This is a genomic window from Virgibacillus dakarensis (genome assembly GCF_900155625.1).
Lineage (GTDB): Bacteria > Bacillota > Bacilli > Bacillales > Amphibacillaceae > Lentibacillus_C > Lentibacillus_C populi.
In genome coordinates this window covers 1,490,260-1,506,869 of sequence record NZ_LT732553.1, presented here as the reverse complement: position 1 = coordinate 1,506,869, position 16,610 = coordinate 1,490,260, and the positions used below count along the sequence as shown (strand labels likewise).

The 16,610-nt window shown below is 42.1% G+C and carries 15 protein-coding genes; 12 read left to right on the top strand and 3 right to left on the bottom strand.

Features of this window, described 5'->3' with window-relative positions; genetic code table 11:
• The first annotated feature begins 11 nt into the window (after window positions 1-11).
• Window positions 12-791 (top strand): sporulation transcription factor Spo0A, encoded by a 780-nt coding sequence (spo0A, locus tag CZ382_RS07595; protein WP_088050586.1) that lies wholly within the window; start codon window positions 12-14, stop codon window positions 789-791.
• A gap of 84 nt (window positions 792-875) precedes the next feature.
• Here spo0A and CZ382_RS07590 read toward each other — a convergent pair whose 3' ends face one another.
• The gene (locus CZ382_RS07590; RefSeq protein WP_088050585.1) at window positions 876-2,222 is read right to left on the bottom strand and encodes an aspartate kinase; all 1,347 of its coding nucleotides are present in this window, start codon (window positions 2,220-2,222) and stop codon (window positions 876-878) included.
• A gap of 641 nt (window positions 2,223-2,863) precedes the next feature.
• The gene (locus CZ382_RS07585) at window positions 2,864-3,103 is read right to left on the bottom strand and encodes a DUF2627 domain-containing protein (protein ID WP_088050584.1); all 240 of its coding nucleotides are present in this window, start codon (window positions 3,101-3,103) and stop codon (window positions 2,864-2,866) included.
• 145 nt (window positions 3,104-3,248) lie between these two features.
• Here CZ382_RS07585 and CZ382_RS07580 point away from each other — a divergent pair, with 145 nt between their 5' ends.
• The 10 genes from CZ382_RS07580 to CZ382_RS07535 all read left to right on the top strand — a co-directional run bounded on the left by CZ382_RS07580 (window position 3,249) and on the right by CZ382_RS07535 (window position 15,663).
• Window positions 3,249-5,324, top strand: coding sequence for a sigma-54 interaction domain-containing protein (locus CZ382_RS07580; protein WP_088050583.1), 2,076 nt, complete (start codon window positions 3,249-3,251; stop codon window positions 5,322-5,324).
• A gap of 109 nt (window positions 5,325-5,433) precedes the next feature.
• A complete protein-coding gene (gene yqiS / locus CZ382_RS07575; protein WP_088050582.1) occupies window positions 5,434-6,336 on the top strand; it encodes a phosphate butyryltransferase in 903 nt (300 codons plus the stop codon).
• 506 nt (window positions 6,337-6,842) lie between these two features.
• On the top strand, window positions 6,843-7,937 hold the full coding sequence (gene bcd / locus CZ382_RS07570; RefSeq protein WP_088050581.1) for a branched-chain amino acid dehydrogenase: 1,095 nt from the start codon (window positions 6,843-6,845) through the stop codon (window positions 7,935-7,937).
• A 15-nt stretch (window positions 7,938-7,952) separates the two neighbouring features.
• The gene (gene buk, locus CZ382_RS07565) at window positions 7,953-9,053 is read left to right on the top strand and encodes a butyrate kinase (protein WP_088050580.1); all 1,101 of its coding nucleotides are present in this window, start codon (window positions 7,953-7,955) and stop codon (window positions 9,051-9,053) included.
• A 5-nt stretch (window positions 9,054-9,058) separates the two neighbouring features.
• On the top strand, window positions 9,059-10,480 hold the full coding sequence (gene lpdA / locus CZ382_RS07560; RefSeq protein ID WP_088050579.1) for a dihydrolipoyl dehydrogenase: 1,422 nt from the start codon (window positions 9,059-9,061) through the stop codon (window positions 10,478-10,480).
• 167 nt (window positions 10,481-10,647) lie between these two features.
• Window positions 10,648-11,643 carry a thiamine pyrophosphate-dependent dehydrogenase E1 component subunit alpha gene (locus CZ382_RS07555; RefSeq protein ID WP_088050578.1) on the top strand — a complete coding sequence of 332 codons (996 nt, stop codon included), beginning with the start codon at window positions 10,648-10,650 and terminating at the stop codon, window positions 11,641-11,643.
• A gap of 17 nt (window positions 11,644-11,660) precedes the next feature.
• A complete protein-coding gene (locus CZ382_RS07550; RefSeq protein ID WP_088050577.1) occupies window positions 11,661-12,644 on the top strand; it encodes an alpha-ketoacid dehydrogenase subunit beta in 984 nt (327 codons plus the stop codon).
• Window positions 12,645-12,746: 102 nt separating this feature from the next.
• A complete protein-coding gene (locus CZ382_RS07545) occupies window positions 12,747-14,015 on the top strand; it encodes a dihydrolipoamide acetyltransferase family protein (RefSeq protein WP_088050576.1) in 1,269 nt (422 codons plus the stop codon).
• Window positions 14,016-14,120: 105 nt separating this feature from the next.
• On the top strand, window positions 14,121-14,552 hold the full coding sequence (locus CZ382_RS07540) for a BrxA/BrxB family bacilliredoxin (RefSeq protein WP_088050575.1): 432 nt from the start codon (window positions 14,121-14,123) through the stop codon (window positions 14,550-14,552).
• Between the two features lie 121 nt (window positions 14,553-14,673).
• Window positions 14,674-15,663, top strand: a complete 990-nt coding sequence (locus CZ382_RS07535) for an aromatic acid exporter family protein (protein WP_188724748.1) — start codon at window positions 14,674-14,676, stop codon at window positions 15,661-15,663.
• Between the two features lie 24 nt (window positions 15,664-15,687).
• Here the strand turns inward: CZ382_RS07535 and prli42 are convergent, their stop codons facing one another.
• A complete protein-coding gene (gene prli42 / locus CZ382_RS24155; protein ID WP_088050574.1) occupies window positions 15,688-15,834 on the bottom strand; it encodes a stressosome-associated protein Prli42 in 147 nt (48 codons plus the stop codon).
• 122 nt (window positions 15,835-15,956) lie between these two features.
• On the opposite strand from prli42, the gene mce reads away from it, so the two are divergent.
• Window positions 15,957-16,511: a methylmalonyl-CoA epimerase gene (mce, locus tag CZ382_RS07525; RefSeq protein ID WP_088050573.1), complete on the top strand. Its 555-nt coding sequence runs from the start codon at window positions 15,957-15,959 to the stop codon at window positions 16,509-16,511.
• The last annotated feature ends 99 nt before the right edge of the window (window positions 16,512-16,610 follow it).

The window sequence follows — 16,610 nt, the reverse complement described above, 5'->3', positions numbered from 1 at the left end:
GGAACGGATTGGTGGAAAAAATATCGGTTTGTTTAGTAGATGATAACAGAGAACTTATTCAATTGATGGAGGAATATTTTGATGGGCAGCAGGATATCGAGGTGATTGGTACAGCATATAATGGCCGTGATTGCCTGGAGTTGCTGGAGGATATTGAGCCTGATGTTCTTATATTGGATATAATCATGCCTCATGTCGATGGACTGGCAGTGCTTAATCAACTAAGAAGTATGGAGAGGAATCATGATCCAAGTGTTATTATGCTGACAGCTTTTGGGCAGGAAGAAGTTATGAAGAAAGCGGTGGATTTAGGTGCTGCTTATTTTATCCTGAAACCATTTGATTTGGATAATTTGGCTGACCAAATTCGTCAAGTTCAGGGAAGTGGAATTCCTCATTCGAAAAAGAAAAAGGTTAATAAAAAGGACCAGCTGAAAAAAGATTTGGAAGCAAGTATTACGAATATAATTCATGAGATAGGTGTTCCGGCACATATTAAAGGTTATATGTATTTAAGGGAAGCCATTACAATGGTTTATAATGATATTGAATTGCTTGGTTCCATTACAAAGGTGTTGTATCCTGATATCGCTAAAAAATTTAATACGACAGCTTCAAGGGTCGAGCGGGCGATTCGGCATGCCATTGAAGTAGCATGGAGCAGAGGCAACATTGAATCAATTTCAGCATTATTTGGGTATACAGTCAGTATTTCGAAGGCAAAACCGACGAATTCAGAGTTTATTGCCATGGTCGCTGACCGATTGCGACTGGAACATAAGGCGAGTTAACTGTGTTAGTGATGGCTGATGAATTAAAAATAGTACTGGAAACTTATTTACTAAAACATGTTTCCAGTACTATTTTTGATTTCATTATTCGAAAAAAGCTTTATATAACGATTGAACAGCACGATTTAGATCCACTTCCTGGATTCCGAACATCATTGATACTTCTGAAGACCCCTGGTTGATCATCACCATATTAACGTTTGCATCAGTAATTGCCTTTGTTGCTTTTTGGGCAACACCAATTGTGCTTATCATTCCTTCACCAACAACCATTATCATTGCCAAATCTCGATGAATTTTAATCGTGTCCACATTTAATTCATCTTGAATTCGCTGCAAAATAATTCTTTCCTTTTCTGCAGTAAACTGATTTTGCCGAATAACGACGGACATATCATCGATTCCTGATGGTGCATGTTCAAACGAAATATGTTCATCTTCAAAGATTTGCAGTAATTTCCTGCCAAAACCCAATTCTCTGTTCATTAAATATTTACTTACATAAAGGCTGCAAAAACCGCCATCCCCAGCAATTCCGACAACACATTGTTCTGTTGGCTCTTTTTCGGCAACAATCATTGTCCCGGGAGCCTCAGGATTGTTCGTATTTTTAATGCAAACTGGTATTCCTACATTAAAAGCGGGAATTAATGCTTCGTCGTGAAAAACAGAAAATCCTGCATACGATAATTCACGCATTTCCTTGTATGTGATCGTTGAAATCTGTTTTGGCCGATAAACAATTGATGGATTTACCGTAAATACGGAGTCAACATCTGTAAAATTTTCGTATAGCTCTGCCTTTACTCCTGCTGCGACAATTGAACCGGTAATATCAGAGCCACCGCGGGAAAAGGTAACTAATTTTCCTGCTTTGGTGTAACCAAAAAAACCTGGGATAATCTGGATTCCACTGTTTTTCCGCAATGCATACAGATTGGCAAAGCTCTCCTCCAAAACCCGCGCATTCCCAGGCTCGTCGCTCACAATAATGCCAGCTGTTTCTGGATTCGTATATGTGGCATTGAGTCCGATTGATGTTAAGTATGCACTCAGCACTTTCGCTGAAAAGACTTCTCCCAATGACTTTACTATATCAACCTTTGGAGAATCATATTCATTACTTCCCAACGCTTCTTCCAACGTCTGATGAAGTTCTTCGGCAATAGCTGAAGAAAGATTTAGCTGATCAAGAATTTCGGAAAAGCGCATCATGATCGTTTCGGTCAAGTGTCCATATGGTTCACCTTGACAATGGCGATTTGCTATCTCAATTAGCTTGTCAGTGATTTTAAAATCGTCTTTATTTCGTTTTCCTGGTGCAGACACGACAATAAATTTTTTCGCTGGATCATCGGTAATAATTGCTGCTACTTTTTTAATTTGTTCGGCACTTGCTACGGAACTTCCGCCAAATTTTGCCACCTTCATAAACATCGCCCCAATAATTCAAGTTTTATAATAATGTTACAAATAGTAACACATTCCAGGTGATTTGTGAACCAAAATTGGGAGTTGAGGGTGGCGACTTATGCGACTATGTCCTCGTCTAGGAAATTATAAAATTTTGCGGCTGTGGATAACTTAATAACCGGATAAGCCACGTCCGGCTCCAGCGCCCAGCGGCTAGTGTGCAACACCCGCCTCCGTACGATAAGTCAACATCGACTCGGGTAAGAAGGAAGGCCGACTAAAAGCGGACTTTGCGTCCAACGTCGGCATACCCCTTTTGCAGGGGCATGTTTCCTTTATCTCCTACGGTAGGAATGTTCGGTTAAAACCGCTGCTTTGCGCAGCAACACCGAACCACCCTGCTTGGCAGGGCGCAGCACATACGCCGCTAAACGGGCGCTTGCGCCTTTGTTCTTTAACCGACCTAAAGTCAGTGCAAGAGAGGGGTCATCAACCCGAGAGCGGGGTCATCAACACATCGATCCGAGAACGAGAATATCAACCCGAGAGTGTGAAGATCAACCCGAAAACGAGGACATCAACCGAAAAGGAGGAGAAACAAGTTGCTGGACACTGACTGGAGCTGGATGATGTAAAAAAAGACAACTAATTTGTATTAGTTATCTTCTGCTTCTATTATTTTTCCTTTCTGCCTGACGTTTGCGATCACGATGTACAATAAATCCGCCAATAAAGGCCAATCCTGCAGCAAAAAAAATAAAACCGATAAAAAATTGCAATCCAGTATGAAGGAAGATACCAGTCAGTTCATTAAACAATGAATCACGCATAAGTTTAATTCCATATGCCGTGATTATTCCTGGAATTACCAACATTAATACGGCAATAATTCGAATCATACCTTTTCCCCTTTTTAAAAACACATTATATTAACTTCATTTAGTATAGCAAAAGCAATAAAAAATAGAAATAATTATAGGATTTGCTAAATAATGCAGAATAGCTTATGATAAAAGTGTGCAAAAAATTGCAAGGTGGGGTATTATGAAACGGGTGCTGATTGTTGGGGCGGGAAAGGGTGGAACAGCTTTACTGGAGATTTTATCTGCTACCGATCGTCTGGAAGTTGTTGCGGTAATTGATAAAAATCAGGAAGCGAAAGGATTGGCACGTGCCGAAAGCTTTGGAATACCAATCGGAGCTTATTGGCGGGAATGGATCAATCAGGATATTGATATTGTAATTGAGGCCACTGGCGATGAACAGGTGCTTGAGGAATTGATTACGTCGTCCAGCGAAAAAACGATTGTTATTCCCGGTTCTATAGCATACATAATAGCTGAGTTAATGGAAGAAAAAGAAACATTATTACGTCAAATAAAATTGCAAATGAATAACCAGAAACTTATCCTGAACAATATTCGGGATGGCATGATTGTAATTGACAATCGGGAAATGATTCAATTTGTCAACAAAAGCACGGAACGTATTATGGAAGTACCAAAAATGGAGCTTATCGGTAAGCCGATTACCAAGGTCATTGCACAAAGCAGATTGCCCCACGTGCTGCAAAGTCGTCGAAGGGAAGTCAACCAAAAATTGGTGTTGGAGAACGGCAAGCGCCTGATTACAACGAGAATACCGATGATTAATGCCGAGGATCAAATAATTGGCGCTTTTGCGGTGTTTAAGGATATTACCGAAGTGATGGATTTGGCGGAGGCGAATACCGATTTAACAGAAATTAAAACAATGCTTGAAGCGATCATTTACTCTTCGGATGAGGCAATTAGTGTTGTCGATGAGAACGGAAAGGGAATTATGATCAATCCTGCGTATACGAGAATAACCGGATTAAAGGAAACCGATGTTGTCGGCAAACCAGCGACTGTGGATATATCTGAAGGGGAAAGCATGCACATGAAGGTGTTAAAAACGCGCCGTCCAGTCCGGGGTGTGCGGATGAAAGTGGGATCAGCCAAACGGGATGTATTAGTCAATGTCGCTCCTGTAATCGTTGATGGTAAAATAAAGGGGAGTGTCGGCGTATTACACGACGTATCAGAGATTAAAGCTTTAACAAGTGAACTTAAACGAGCCAGACAGATTATCCGCAATCTGGAAGCAAAATATACGTTTGATGATATTGTCGGCACCTCACCAGAAATGAAATTAGCACTTGAACAGGCTAAAGTAGGCGCACGTACTCCCGCAACCGTGCTTCTGCGAGGGGAATCTGGTACAGGTAAAGAGCTTTTTGCCCATGCCATTCACAATGAGAGTGACCGAAAGCATAATAAATTTATCCGTGTCAATTGTGCTGCAATTGCGGAATCAATCTTGGAAAGTGAACTATTTGGTTATGAAGAAGGAGCATTTTCCGGGGCGAAACGGGGCGGAAAAAAAGGAATATTTGAAGAGGCAAATATGGGAAGTATTTTTCTCGACGAAATTGGCGAGCTTTCTTTACATATGCAGGCAAAATTACTTCGTGTACTGCAGGAAAACGAAATTGTTCGGGTTGGTGGTACCGATCCGATCACGATTAATGTCCGGATTATAACAGCTACCAATATAAATCTGGAAAAGGCAATTATGAAAAAAACCTTTAGGGAGGATTTGTATTATCGGTTAAACCGATTACCAATCCATATTCCGTCATTGCGGGAGAGAATGACGGATTTACCTCCACTGGTTGCCCGTATTATTGAGAAAATAAACCAGGACTATGGCCGGAATGTCAAGTCAATTTCAAACAATGCACTAAAAATATTGGAAAAATATCACTGGCCAGGAAATGTTCGGGAATTGGAAAATGTCATTGGACGAGCCATGATCTATATGGATATGAACGAGGAACAAATTAAACAGGAGCATATTCCTGATCTAGTCGTTACGCCGGCAAAATCGGACCATCACGTTACGACTGACAATCTAATGACCAAATCACTGCAAACCGCTGTAGAAGACTATGAGAAACAATATATAGCGCATGTATATAAACAAAATAACTACAATAAAACGAAAACAGCGAAAGAACTGAATGTGTCGATTCGGAACCTTTACTATAAAATGAAGAAATATCAAATTGAAAGAAATAGCACGCAAGATTTTTCCTGATTGCAAAAAATTGCATTATGCATATTACTGCAAATGAAGCGCTTTCAATATAATAACATTTGGCATAGAACTTGCAACTTTAACAAGGGAAGCCATCAGGGAGGAAATAATGCATACGCTGGCAGAATTAAAAGAACAAGCAAAAAGAAAAAGCATGCAGACAGTTGCTGTCGCAAATGCAACGGATGTGGATGTGCTTAAGGCTATTAAGCAGGTAATTGAGGAGGATTTATGTTCTTTTTTATTGTTTGGTGACGAACTAAAAACAAGATCATTGGCAGACTCCATTGACCTCAATGTAACGTCACCACAACTATCGATCGTTGATGAGACAGAAAATCCGGGTGCTGCTGCGGTAAGAGCAGTACACCAGCAAAAAGCGTCCATTTTAATGAAAGGAAATATTTCGACGAAGGATTTATTAACGGCGGTATTAAACAAAGAGTGTGGATTGCGTTCCGGAAATGTATTGTCACATGTTGCGTTATTTGAATTTCCGGAACGTGACAAGCTGCTGTTCCTAACCGACGCAGCAATGAATATCGCCCCAGCGTTACCTGAAAAGGTTCAGATTATCCAAAATTGCGTTCATGTCGCTCATTGTATCGGAATAGCTAATCCAAAGGTTGCGCCACTTGCAGCCGTGGAAGTAGTTAATCCGGCAATGCAGGCAACGATTGATGCGGCTTCCTTAACACAGATGCAGCGACGTGGCCAAATTAAAGGGTGTATGATAGATGGTCCTTTAGCATTTGACAATGCGGTATCAAGAATAGCGGCAGACCATAAACAAATTCATTCAGAGGTTGCAGGAAATGCCGATATTTTACTTGTGCCGGGGATTGAAACAGGTAATGCTTTATATAAATCGTTCATGTATTTTGCAGGCGCAAAAGTAGCAGCAGTGATTAGCGGTGCATCGGCACCAATTGTCTTAACTTCCCGGACAGATACAGCGGAAAATAAAGTATATTCACTGACCCTTGCATTATTAGCCTCCACTACATTTTAGGAGGTTGTCCAAGCGGCGAAACTCGGACCTTACTTGTTTCTGTGCACCTGGGCGAATGCCGGATCTTTTCCGGCGTACGATATGAAATCGGGGAAGCTTTCCCCCGATTTCTCATAGGTAAAGAAAGTATAAAAATTTAGGCTCTATTCTGATTGCGTCAGAGTTGGCCATGTCCAGCTCCAGCGCCCAGCAACTAGCAAACTTCACACTCCTTCACTACGATAAGTCAACATCGGTTCGGGTAAGGAGGAAGGCCGACTAAAAGCGGACTTTGCGTCCAACGTCGGCATACCCCTTTTGCAGGGGCATGTTTCCTTTATCTCATTGCGGAGTGCTCCAGTTTGTACGTTGCTAAACGGGCGCTTGCGCTTTTCTTACTGCGTCGTCTCGCCTTTCTTGCGACGCACAGAACGTGCTGGCGGGGAACGTTGGCTATTGACGTGTCGTTTATAGGCGACCTTCCAATTTGGCTGCCTTTTGTATGGATTTTAAAGGAGGAAACAGACATGGAAATATTTACTTATATGGAAGAATATGATTACGAACAATTGGTTTTTTGCCAAGATAAAAATTCAGGACTGAAGGCGATTATCGCAATTCATGATACAACATTAGGGCCTGCACTTGGCGGCACGAGGATGTGGACATACAATTCTGAAGAAGAGGCAATTGAAGATGCATTACGTTTAGCCAGAGGAATGACTTATAAAAACGCTGCAGCAGGTTTAAATCTTGGGGGCGGAAAAACAGTTATTATCGGTGACCCAAAAAAGGACAAAAGTCCGGAAATGTTCCGTGCGTTTGGCCGTTATATTCAAAGTCTGAATGGCCGGTATATTACTGCTGAAGATGTTGGAACAACGGTTCAGGATATGGATTTAATTCACATGGAAACAGACTTTGTAACCGGGATTTCTCCCGAGTTTGGCTCATCCGGAAACCCGTCACCTGTTACGGCGTATGGGGTTTATAAAGGCATGAAGGCAGCGGCAAAGGCCGCATATGGAACAGACGCTTTGGCAGGAAAAACAGTCGCTATTCAAGGTGTAGGAAATGTTGCGTATGCAGTCTGCGAACACCTGCATAAAGAAGGTGCAAATTTAATCGTTACAGACATTAATAAAGAAGCTGTAAACCGTGCTGTTGAGACGTTTGGTGCTAAAGCAGTCGATCCGGATGATATCTATGGTGTAGATTGTGACATTTATGCTCCATGTGCACTTGGGGCAACAATTAACGATGATACGATTCCACAGTTGAAAGCGAAAGTTATTGCAGGTTCTGCGAATAACCAATTAAAAACAACGGAACATGGCGATATTATTCATGAAAAAGGAATCGTTTATGCGCCGGATTACGTCATTAATTCAGGTGGGGTTATTAATGTCGCGGACGAATTGAACGGTTACAACCAAAGCCGGGCAATGAAGAAGGTCGAAACTATTTACGATAGTTTGCTGAAGGTATTCGAAATTTCCAAACGTGATAATATCCCAACCTATGTTGCCGCGGATCGGATGGCTGAAGAAAGAATTGCCTCCGTCAGCAAGTCACGCAATCAATTTTTATTAAATGGACATCATACGTTGAGCCGTAGATAACGGAGGTCAATAGCCTTGCAGCAGTTATTTCGCATATTAGTGTTAAATCCAGGATCAACATCAACTAAAATCGGTGTATTTGATAATGAAACATGTATTTTTGAAAAAACAATTCGTCACCGAACCGAAGAACTGGCATCATACAAGCGAATCATTGATCAATATGCGTATCGAAAAAAAATTATTCTGGAGCAATTGGATTATGAAGGCATTAACATATCAAAGTTAAGTGCGGTCTGTGGCAGGGGCGGTTTGCTCCGGCCAATTGAAGGTGGTACTTACAGGGTGAATGAGACGATGCTCGACGACCTGGAAAAAGGCTATTATGGCGAACATGCCTCAAACCTTGGTGGTATCATCGCTCATGAAATAGCTAAATCTCTAAACATTCCAGCGTATATTGTTGATCCCGTTGTCGTAGATGAGCTAGCTGAAATTGCCAGAATTTCCGGAATCCCGGAAATACCGAGAAAGAGTATTTTTCATGCTTTGAATCAAAAGGCTGTAGCAAGACGCTGCGCCTCTGATTTGGGGAAGAGCTATGAACAAATGAATCTGATCATTACCCATATGGGCGGCGGGATTACCGTTGGTGCACATCACCATGGAAAGGTGATTGATGTAAATAATGGACTGCACGGGGATGGCCCTTTTTCACCCGAGCGTGCCGGAGGAGTTCCAGCAGGTGATTTGGTTTCATTATGTTTCTCCGGACAGTATTATCTTGATGAGATCATGAAAAAGCTTGTTGGCCATGGCGGTCTAATGGCTTATTTACAGACAAATGATGCCGTTGAAGTAGAAATGCGAATCCAAAACGGAGATGCAGAAGCAAGGGAAATATATGACGCAATGGCATATCAGATCGCGAAGGAAATCGGATCGATGAGTACAGTCTTAGCGGGTTCAGTCGATGCGATTGTCCTGACAGGTGGTCTTGCATATGGTAAAACATTTGTTGAAATGATTTCGTCTCGGGTAAATTGGATTGCTGATACCCTTGTATATCCCGGGGAGAATGAATTGCAGGCGCTAATGGAGGGAACATTACGCGTTTTACGCAATAACGAGACTGCAAAGCAATACCCGGAAAATTTCGAGATAAAAGGAGAATAGAATCGATGGCAGAAGAATATGATCTTGCCGTTCTCGGTGGAGGAACAGGCGGCTATGTTGCGGCCATCCGTGCATCACAGCTTGGGATGAAGGTTGCAGTAGTAGAAAAGGATTTACTTGGGGGGACGTGTTTGCATCGGGGATGTATCCCCTCTAAAGCTTTACTCCGTAGTGCAGAAGTTTTCAAACAGACAAAAGAAGCAGACTTGTATGGGGTCGAAACAAAAAACACAACACTAAATTTTACCAAAGTTCAGGACAGAAAAACAAACATTGTCCATTCGCTGCACCAGGGAGTAAAAGGCTTGATGAAAAAGGGGAAAATTGATGTTTATCGAGGGTTTGGCCGGATTTTAGGACCAAGTATTTTCTCGCCAATGCCTGGAACCATTTCTGTTGAATACGAAAACGGCGATGAAAACACGATGATCGTCCCCAAGAATGTTTTGATTGCAACTGGCTCCAGTCCCCGAACATTACCCGGTCTGGAAATCGACGGAACATACGTCATGACTTCTGATGAGGCATTGCAAATGGAGGCATTGCCGAAAACGATTATCATTGTCGGTGGTGGCGTCATCGGAATCGAATGGGCATCCATGCTTGCCGATTTCGGCGTAGCAGTTACGGTTGTCGAATCCTTGGAACAAATATTGCCAACTGAGGATGAAGCAATCGCCAAAGAGGTTGAAAAGCTTTTGCGGAAAAAAGGAATCACCTTTGTTAAAAGCGCAAAGGTTTTAGACAATACGTTAAAGATCAATAATGGAATCCGTATCGAAGCTGAAATTGCCGGCAAAAAGGAAAACTTCACAGCAGAAAAAATGCTGGTTTCGGTGGGGAGACAGGCAAATACGACGAATATTGGCCTGGAAAATACCGATATTGTGGTTGATAAAGGGGTAATCCGTACAAATCAATTTTATCAAACAAAGGAATCCCATATCTACGCCATTGGTGATTGTATCGGCGGGATGCAGCTGGCGCATGTCGCCTCACATGAAGGAATTACCGCAGTCGAACATATGGCTGATCAAAACCCGCTGCCGATTGATTATGAAAGCATTCCAACCTGCATTTATTCGAATCCCGAAGTTGCCAGTGTTGGTTTAACTGAAAAGCAGGCGAAAGAACAAGGCAAGGAAATAAAGATAGGTAAATTTCCGTTTAAAGCAATTGGCAAGGCGCTAGTTTACGGTGAATCAGAAGGCTTTGTCAAAATAATTGCCGATAAAACGAATGACGACCTATTGGGAGTTCATATGATTGGACCGCACGTAACGGACATGATCACTGAGGCAGGCATTGCCAAAGTGCTTGATGCAACACCATGGGAGATTGCCTCAAGCATTCATCCGCATCCGACATTATCGGAAGTGATGGGGGAGGCTGCTCTAGCGGTAGATGGGAAGCAAATTCACGGGTAAATTCGGAATGCAGGCTGTTCACAGCAGTTTGTACAGTAATTTGGATTTGGCGAAGTATTTGCGGTAATACTCGATTTAGGACAGTATTTTGCCTAAATTGGATTGTATACGATATGTTTGGCTTCAGCGAGTATGGTACAGCAGAAACTAAAAAGGAGGCACCTTTTATGTCAACTAATCGTCATGAAGCATTAGGTTTATCAGATAACCAGGTATTAGACATGTTTAAAACCATGTTATTAGCTCGAAAAATTGATGAAAGAATGTGGCTGTTAAACCGTTCAGGCAAGATCCCATTTGTCATTTCCTGCCAAGGTCAGGAGGCGGCACAAGTGGGTGCAGCTTTTGCACTTGATCGTGAGAAAGACTATGTGGCACCATATTATCGTGATATGGGTGTTGTTCTTTCCTTTGGGATGACCGCACAAGATTTAATGTTATCCGGTTTTGCTAAAAAACAAGATCCGAATTCAGGTGGCCGGCAAATGCCTGGTCACTTCGGCCAAAAGAAAAACAGAATATTGACCGGGTCATCACCAGTTACTACTCAGGTGCCACATGCGGTCGGTGTTGCGTTGGCAGCAAAAATGGATAACAACAACATTGTCTCATTGGTGACCCTGGGGGAAGGTTCCTCCAATCAGGGAGATTTTCACGAAGGGTTAAATTTTGCTGGTGTCCACAAATTACCAGTCATTACCATGGTGGAAAACAATAAATATGCTATTTCTGTTCCGATCGAACGTCAATTGGCATGTGAAAAAGTATCGGATCGCGCCCAGGGGTATGGCATGCCAGGCGTAACGGTTGATGGAAACGATCCGCTTGCCGTATACGAGGCGGTAAAAACAGCTCGGGAACGGGCAATTAAAGGGGATGGCCCAACATTAATTGAAACCATTTCATACCGCCTGACCGCCCACTCAAGTGATGACGATGATCGTCAATACCGGGAAAGTGAAGAAGTAGAGGAAGCAAGGAAAAAGGATTCTATTATAACGTTTGCAGCCTACTTAAAAGAAGCCGGAATTGTAACTGCGGAATTGGAAAAAGAGATTCAGGACGATATAAGTGAAGTTGTAAATGAAGCGACAGATTATGCGGAGAATGCAGCTTATGCAGAGCCGGAAGAGGCCTTGAAATTTGTGTATGAAGAAGCATAGAGAAGGAGGGAGTTATCTTGCCAGTAATGTCCTATATTCAGGCTGTAACGACAGCCTTAAAAGAAGAAATGCACCGTGATGAGAACGTATTTGTGCTTGGGGAAGATGTTGGCAAAAAAGGTGGTGTGTTTGGCGCTACAAAGGGGTTATATGATGAGTTTGGTGATATGAGGGTACTGGATACACCGCTAGCTGAATCGGCAATAGCTGGGGTTGGGATTGGTGCTGCCATGTACGGAAAACGTCCGGTTGCGGAAATGCAGTTTGCCGATTTTATTATGCCTGCTGTAAACCAGATTATTTCCGAGGCATCGCGTATCCGCTATCGTTCCAATAATGATTGGGACTGCCCGATTACCATTCGCGCCCCGTACGGCGGTGGTGTTCATGGAGCACTTTATCATTCACAATCGGTAGAAGCTGTATTTGCCAACCAGCCAGGTTTAAAAATTGTTATGCCTTCAACTCCATATGATGTGAAGGGATTACTTAAGGCATCTGTACGTGCTAATGATCCTGTGCTGTTTTTTGAACATAAGCGTGCCTATCGTCTGTTAAAAGGGGAAGTTCCCGAAGATGATTATGTGCTGCCGATCGGTAAGGCTGACGTGAAACGGGAAGGTTCAGATATCACGATTATTACGTACGGGTTATGTGTTCATTTTGCCCTGCAAGCAGCAGAAAAATTAGCAGAAGAAGGAATTGATGCACATATTTTGGATCTGCGGACAATTTACCCACTCGATAAAGAGGCAATCATTGAAGCGGCTCAAAGAACAGGGAAAGTATTGCTAGTTACGGAGGATAATAAGGAAGGCAGTGTGATCGGCGAGGTTGCTGCCATCATAGCTGAAAATTGCTTATTTGATCTGGATGCTCCAATAAAGCGCTTGGCAGGACCGGAAATACCTGCAATGCCATATGCACCAACTATGGAGAAATTTTTCATGGTTAATCCGGATAAAGTTGAAAAAGCAATGCGGGAGTTAGCGGAATTTTAACTAAAGAAGCATTTCACTAGACGCTAGACTGGATTTGGCTTGTTTCGCCATTAATTACAACCGCATTTAGCTATAGTTAATATTCATAAAGGAGGGATCCACATGGCTATGGAGAAGATTAACATGCCCCAGCTAGGTGAAAGTGTTACAGAAGGTACGATCAGTTCCTGGCTGGTAGGTATTGGCGATAAAGTGAACAAATACGATCCAATTGCCGAAGTCATGACCGATAAAGTAAATGCAGAAGTACCATCTTCCTTTACCGGTGTGATAAAAGAACTCATTGCCCAGGAAGGGGACACGATTGAAGTTGGTGAACTGATGTGTTATATCGACGCAGAGGACAGTTCTTCTGATGATAAAGCTCCTGGTGAAAATAATAACGAAAAAGCGCAAAAACCTGAGGAAGAAAGCAGCGCAAATGCCGATCAATCCATGAAAAAGCGTTATTCTCCTGCAGTATTACGGATGGCGCAGGAAAATGATATTGACTTAACACAGGTAAATGGCAGTGGTAAAGGCGGGCGCATTACTAGAAAAGATATTGAAAAAATCCTGTCATCCGGGCAAATACCTGCAGCAAGCGAGGAACCTGGCCGGGATAACCAACGACAAGATTCGATTCCGCAGACAACAGCACCAATGAAAGCAGTCCAGCAAACGACACAAGCTGGTGACATCGAGATTCCGGTTACTGGTGTTCGTAAAGTGATTGCCCAAAACATGGTGCGCGCCAAACAGGAAATCCCTCATGCCTGGATGACCGTCGAGGTGGATGTGACAGACCTTGTTTCCTATCGTAACGAAGTAAAAAATGACTTTAAACAAAAAGAAGGCTATAATCTTACATTCTTTGCTTTTTTTGTGAAAGCAGTCGCGCAAGCATTAAAAGAATACCCGCAATTGAATAGTGTCTGGGCCGGTGATAAAATTATCCAAAAAAAGGATATTCATTTATCCATTGCGGTAGCAAACGATCAGGAATTGTTTGTACCTGTGATTAAACATGCTGATGAAAAAAGCATCAAAGGAATTGCGAAAGACATTTATGAGCTTGCAGCAAAAGCTCGCTCTGGTAAACTAACGTCTGATGACATGCATGGTGGCACGTTTACGGTGAACAATACCGGGTCATTTGGATCGATTCATTCGATGGGGGTAATCAACTATCCGCAAGCTGCAATCCTGCAAATCGAATCAATTGTAAAACGTCCGGTGATTATCAACGATATGTTTGCCGCAAGAGACATGGTTAATTTGTCGTTATCGTTGGATCACCGTATTCTCGATGGGCTTATCTGCGGAAAATTTCTTGCGAGGGTAAAAGAAATTTTGGAACATCTCAACAAAGAAACAGTCAACATCTATTAATTGCTTTGTCCACAAGCAATTTAAATTGAAAACTGTTACTAAAATTGATAAGCTTAAAAAAGGATTTACCTATACTTAAATTACATTAAGGGGATGGATGTTCAGATGGATTTCAATCTATTCATGAATGATGTTGTCGATGCAGCACGCAAAGATATCATCGAAGCTGGTTACGAAGAGTTGAAAAGCCCGGAACAAGTAGAAGAAGCGCTTGACCGTAAAGGCACGACCTTGGTTATGATTAACTCTACTTGTGGGTGTGCCGGCGGTGTTGCTCGTCCAGCTGCTGCTAATGCCATTCATTACGATAAACGGCCGGATCACTTAGTAACCGTTTTTGCTGGCCAGGACCGGGAAGCTACGGAAAAGGCAAGAGAGTATTTTGAAGGGTACCCACCTTCATCACCATCATTTGCCTTTCTCAAGGATGGCAAGATCGTAACAATGCTGGAACGTCATGATATTGAGGGTTTTACAGCGATGGACGTGATTGGCAAGCTCCAGCATGTTTTTGATGAACATTGCGAAGAAATATAATGTTTTCCACGTATTTAAAGGGGGCTGTCTCTGGGTTAACGGGTCAGCCTCATTTTAATCAGACCAATTGATTTACAGTTCTCGTATTGGGTTCCAGATCGTTGTTAGGGGAGATTTTATAGTGAAAATTGGCTATAGGACAATTAAGACAGCAATAGGCACGCCGATTGCTATTACACTCGCTCAATTGCTAGGGGTAACAAATTATGTTTCTGCTGGAATTTTAACGATTTTGTGTATACAGCCGTCACGAAAACGGTCAGTTTTGAGTGCTTGGCACCGTTTTTTAGCCTGTACATTGGCCATTGTCTTCTCCTTTGTGTTCTTTGAAACGATAGGCTACAATCCAATATCAGTTGGAATCATGCTGGCATTTTTCATTCCAACTACCGTATTTTTAAAAATTTCACCGGGGATTGCGACTAGTTCCGTTATTATCTTACAATTGTATGGTGCTGGCCATATTTCCACTGCTTTTGTAATAGAGGAATTTTTGTTGATTTTGGTTGGTGTAGGAACTGGACTTTTGTTAAATTTATATATGCCAAGCTTGGATAATGAATTAACGATAAAGCAGCAGAAACTGGAGGAGAATTTCCGAACAATTTTGCAGGAAATTGCATTATACATACGAGACAAAAATCAAGCGTGGGATGGCAAGGAATTGACGGAGGCAGAACAAATTCTGCAGGAGGCAAATGATTTAGTGGCGCGGGACAGGGAAAATCACCTGTTACGAAATAAACATCCATACGCTGATTATTTTGTGATGCGGACAAAGCAATTTGCATTGCTTCAACGAATGCTGCCACTCGTCACAAGGCTGCCCAATACAGTTACCATTTCCGAGAAGATTGCTTGTTTTTTTGAAAAGTTGGCAGATGCTGTTCACCCTGGCAATACAGCTATTCTGTTTCTCGATGAATTGGATGAACTGCATAAGGCCTTTGACCAGGAACCGCTACCTGTTACGAAAGAGGAATTTGAAACAAGGGCAAACCTTTTTCGTCTGCTGCATGAAATTGAGGACTATTTAATTTTAAAAAAGAAGTTCAAAACAAGTGATGTAAAGAAAAATAAAAAGACTGGAGCTGAACAATCTGCTACCTAATCCAGTCTTCGGTTCTTTTGCCGATTATAAAAACATTGCTAATCCTGTTGTAAACAATGTCAAAACCATAGCGAGTATCATGATGTAGACAACTGCTTTAAATCGTTTTTCACGTTTTGACCGTTTCCTTGCTGCTTGTTTCGCTTGCTTGTTGATTTGTTTCTGAGCCACCGGAATTCCTCCTTCATTCCAACATGCTACTTGTATTTTATCGTTAAAATCGGGATTGGACAAGTGTAAAAAATAATGAATATGGTAATCAGAAAAAGAGATTTGATTTGAGGTGGCAAACAATGTCTGAAGACAAGATTCAACCTGATCAGAAAAAAGCCGTGGATAAGACGGTTGAAAGTTTTCCAGAACAGAGGACTGTTTGCACATCGTCATCGGAAATAGCAGTTAACCGGCTATATTTTGGTGACAAGGATAAGAAGCCAAAGAAAATTTCCCATATCGGGATTGCCGTACAGTCAATCGATGATACGATTTCCTTTTACACCGATGTATTGGGCCTTGAGCTTGAAGCGGTTGAGACGGTAGCGTCAGAAGGGGTAAAGATTGCGTTTCTTTCGATTGGTGAAACCCGGTTTGAACTGCTGGAACCGCTTCATGACACATCAATAATCCAAAAGTTTATCGATAAAAAAGGGGAAGGAGTTCATCATATTGCTCTTGCCGTGGATAATATCAAGGAGCGGCTAGTACAATATAAAAATGGTGGTATCAACTTAATCAACGAGGAAGCAAAACGAGGTGCAGATAACAGCAGAATCGCATTTCTCCATCCGAAGCAAGCGAACGGCGTTCTATTTGAGCTGTGCCAAGAGGAAGGCGGAAGTGAAGGATAATGGATGTTTTGATATAACAAATGATGCGATAGGTCAACCTCGTGAGTAATGGTACTGGATTTGCACCGGGGCATGGTGGAATTAAAATTCAAGCAAAAG

Excerpts from the sequence above, each read along its gene's own strand:
- bcd (WP_088050581.1), top strand. The coding sequence starts at position 6,843 with ATGGAAATATTTACTTATATGGAAGAATATGATTACGAACAATTGGTT.
- CZ382_RS07580 (WP_088050583.1), top strand. The coding sequence starts at position 3,249 with ATGAAACGGGTGCTGATTGTTGGGGCGGGAAAGGGTGGAACAGCTTTA.
- yqiS (WP_088050582.1), top strand. The coding sequence starts at position 5,434 with ATGCATACGCTGGCAGAATTAAAAGAACAAGCAAAAAGAAAAAGCATG.
- CZ382_RS07555 (WP_088050578.1), top strand. The coding sequence starts at position 10,648 with ATGTCAACTAATCGTCATGAAGCATTAGGTTTATCAGATAACCAGGTA.
- CZ382_RS07545 (WP_088050576.1), top strand. The coding sequence starts at position 12,747 with ATGGCTATGGAGAAGATTAACATGCCCCAGCTAGGTGAAAGTGTTACA.
- CZ382_RS07540 (WP_088050575.1), top strand. The coding sequence starts at position 14,121 with ATGGATTTCAATCTATTCATGAATGATGTTGTCGATGCAGCACGCAAA.
- lpdA (WP_088050579.1), top strand. The coding sequence starts at position 9,059 with ATGGCAGAAGAATATGATCTTGCCGTTCTCGGTGGAGGAACAGGCGGC.
- CZ382_RS07585 (WP_088050584.1), bottom strand. The coding sequence starts at position 3,103 with ATGATTCGAATTATTGCCGTATTAATGTTGGTAATTCCAGGAATAATC.
- CZ382_RS07590 (WP_088050585.1), bottom strand. The coding sequence starts at position 2,222 with ATGAAGGTGGCAAAATTTGGCGGAAGTTCCGTAGCAAGTGCCGAACAA.
- mce (WP_088050573.1), top strand. The coding sequence starts at position 15,957 with ATGTCTGAAGACAAGATTCAACCTGATCAGAAAAAAGCCGTGGATAAG.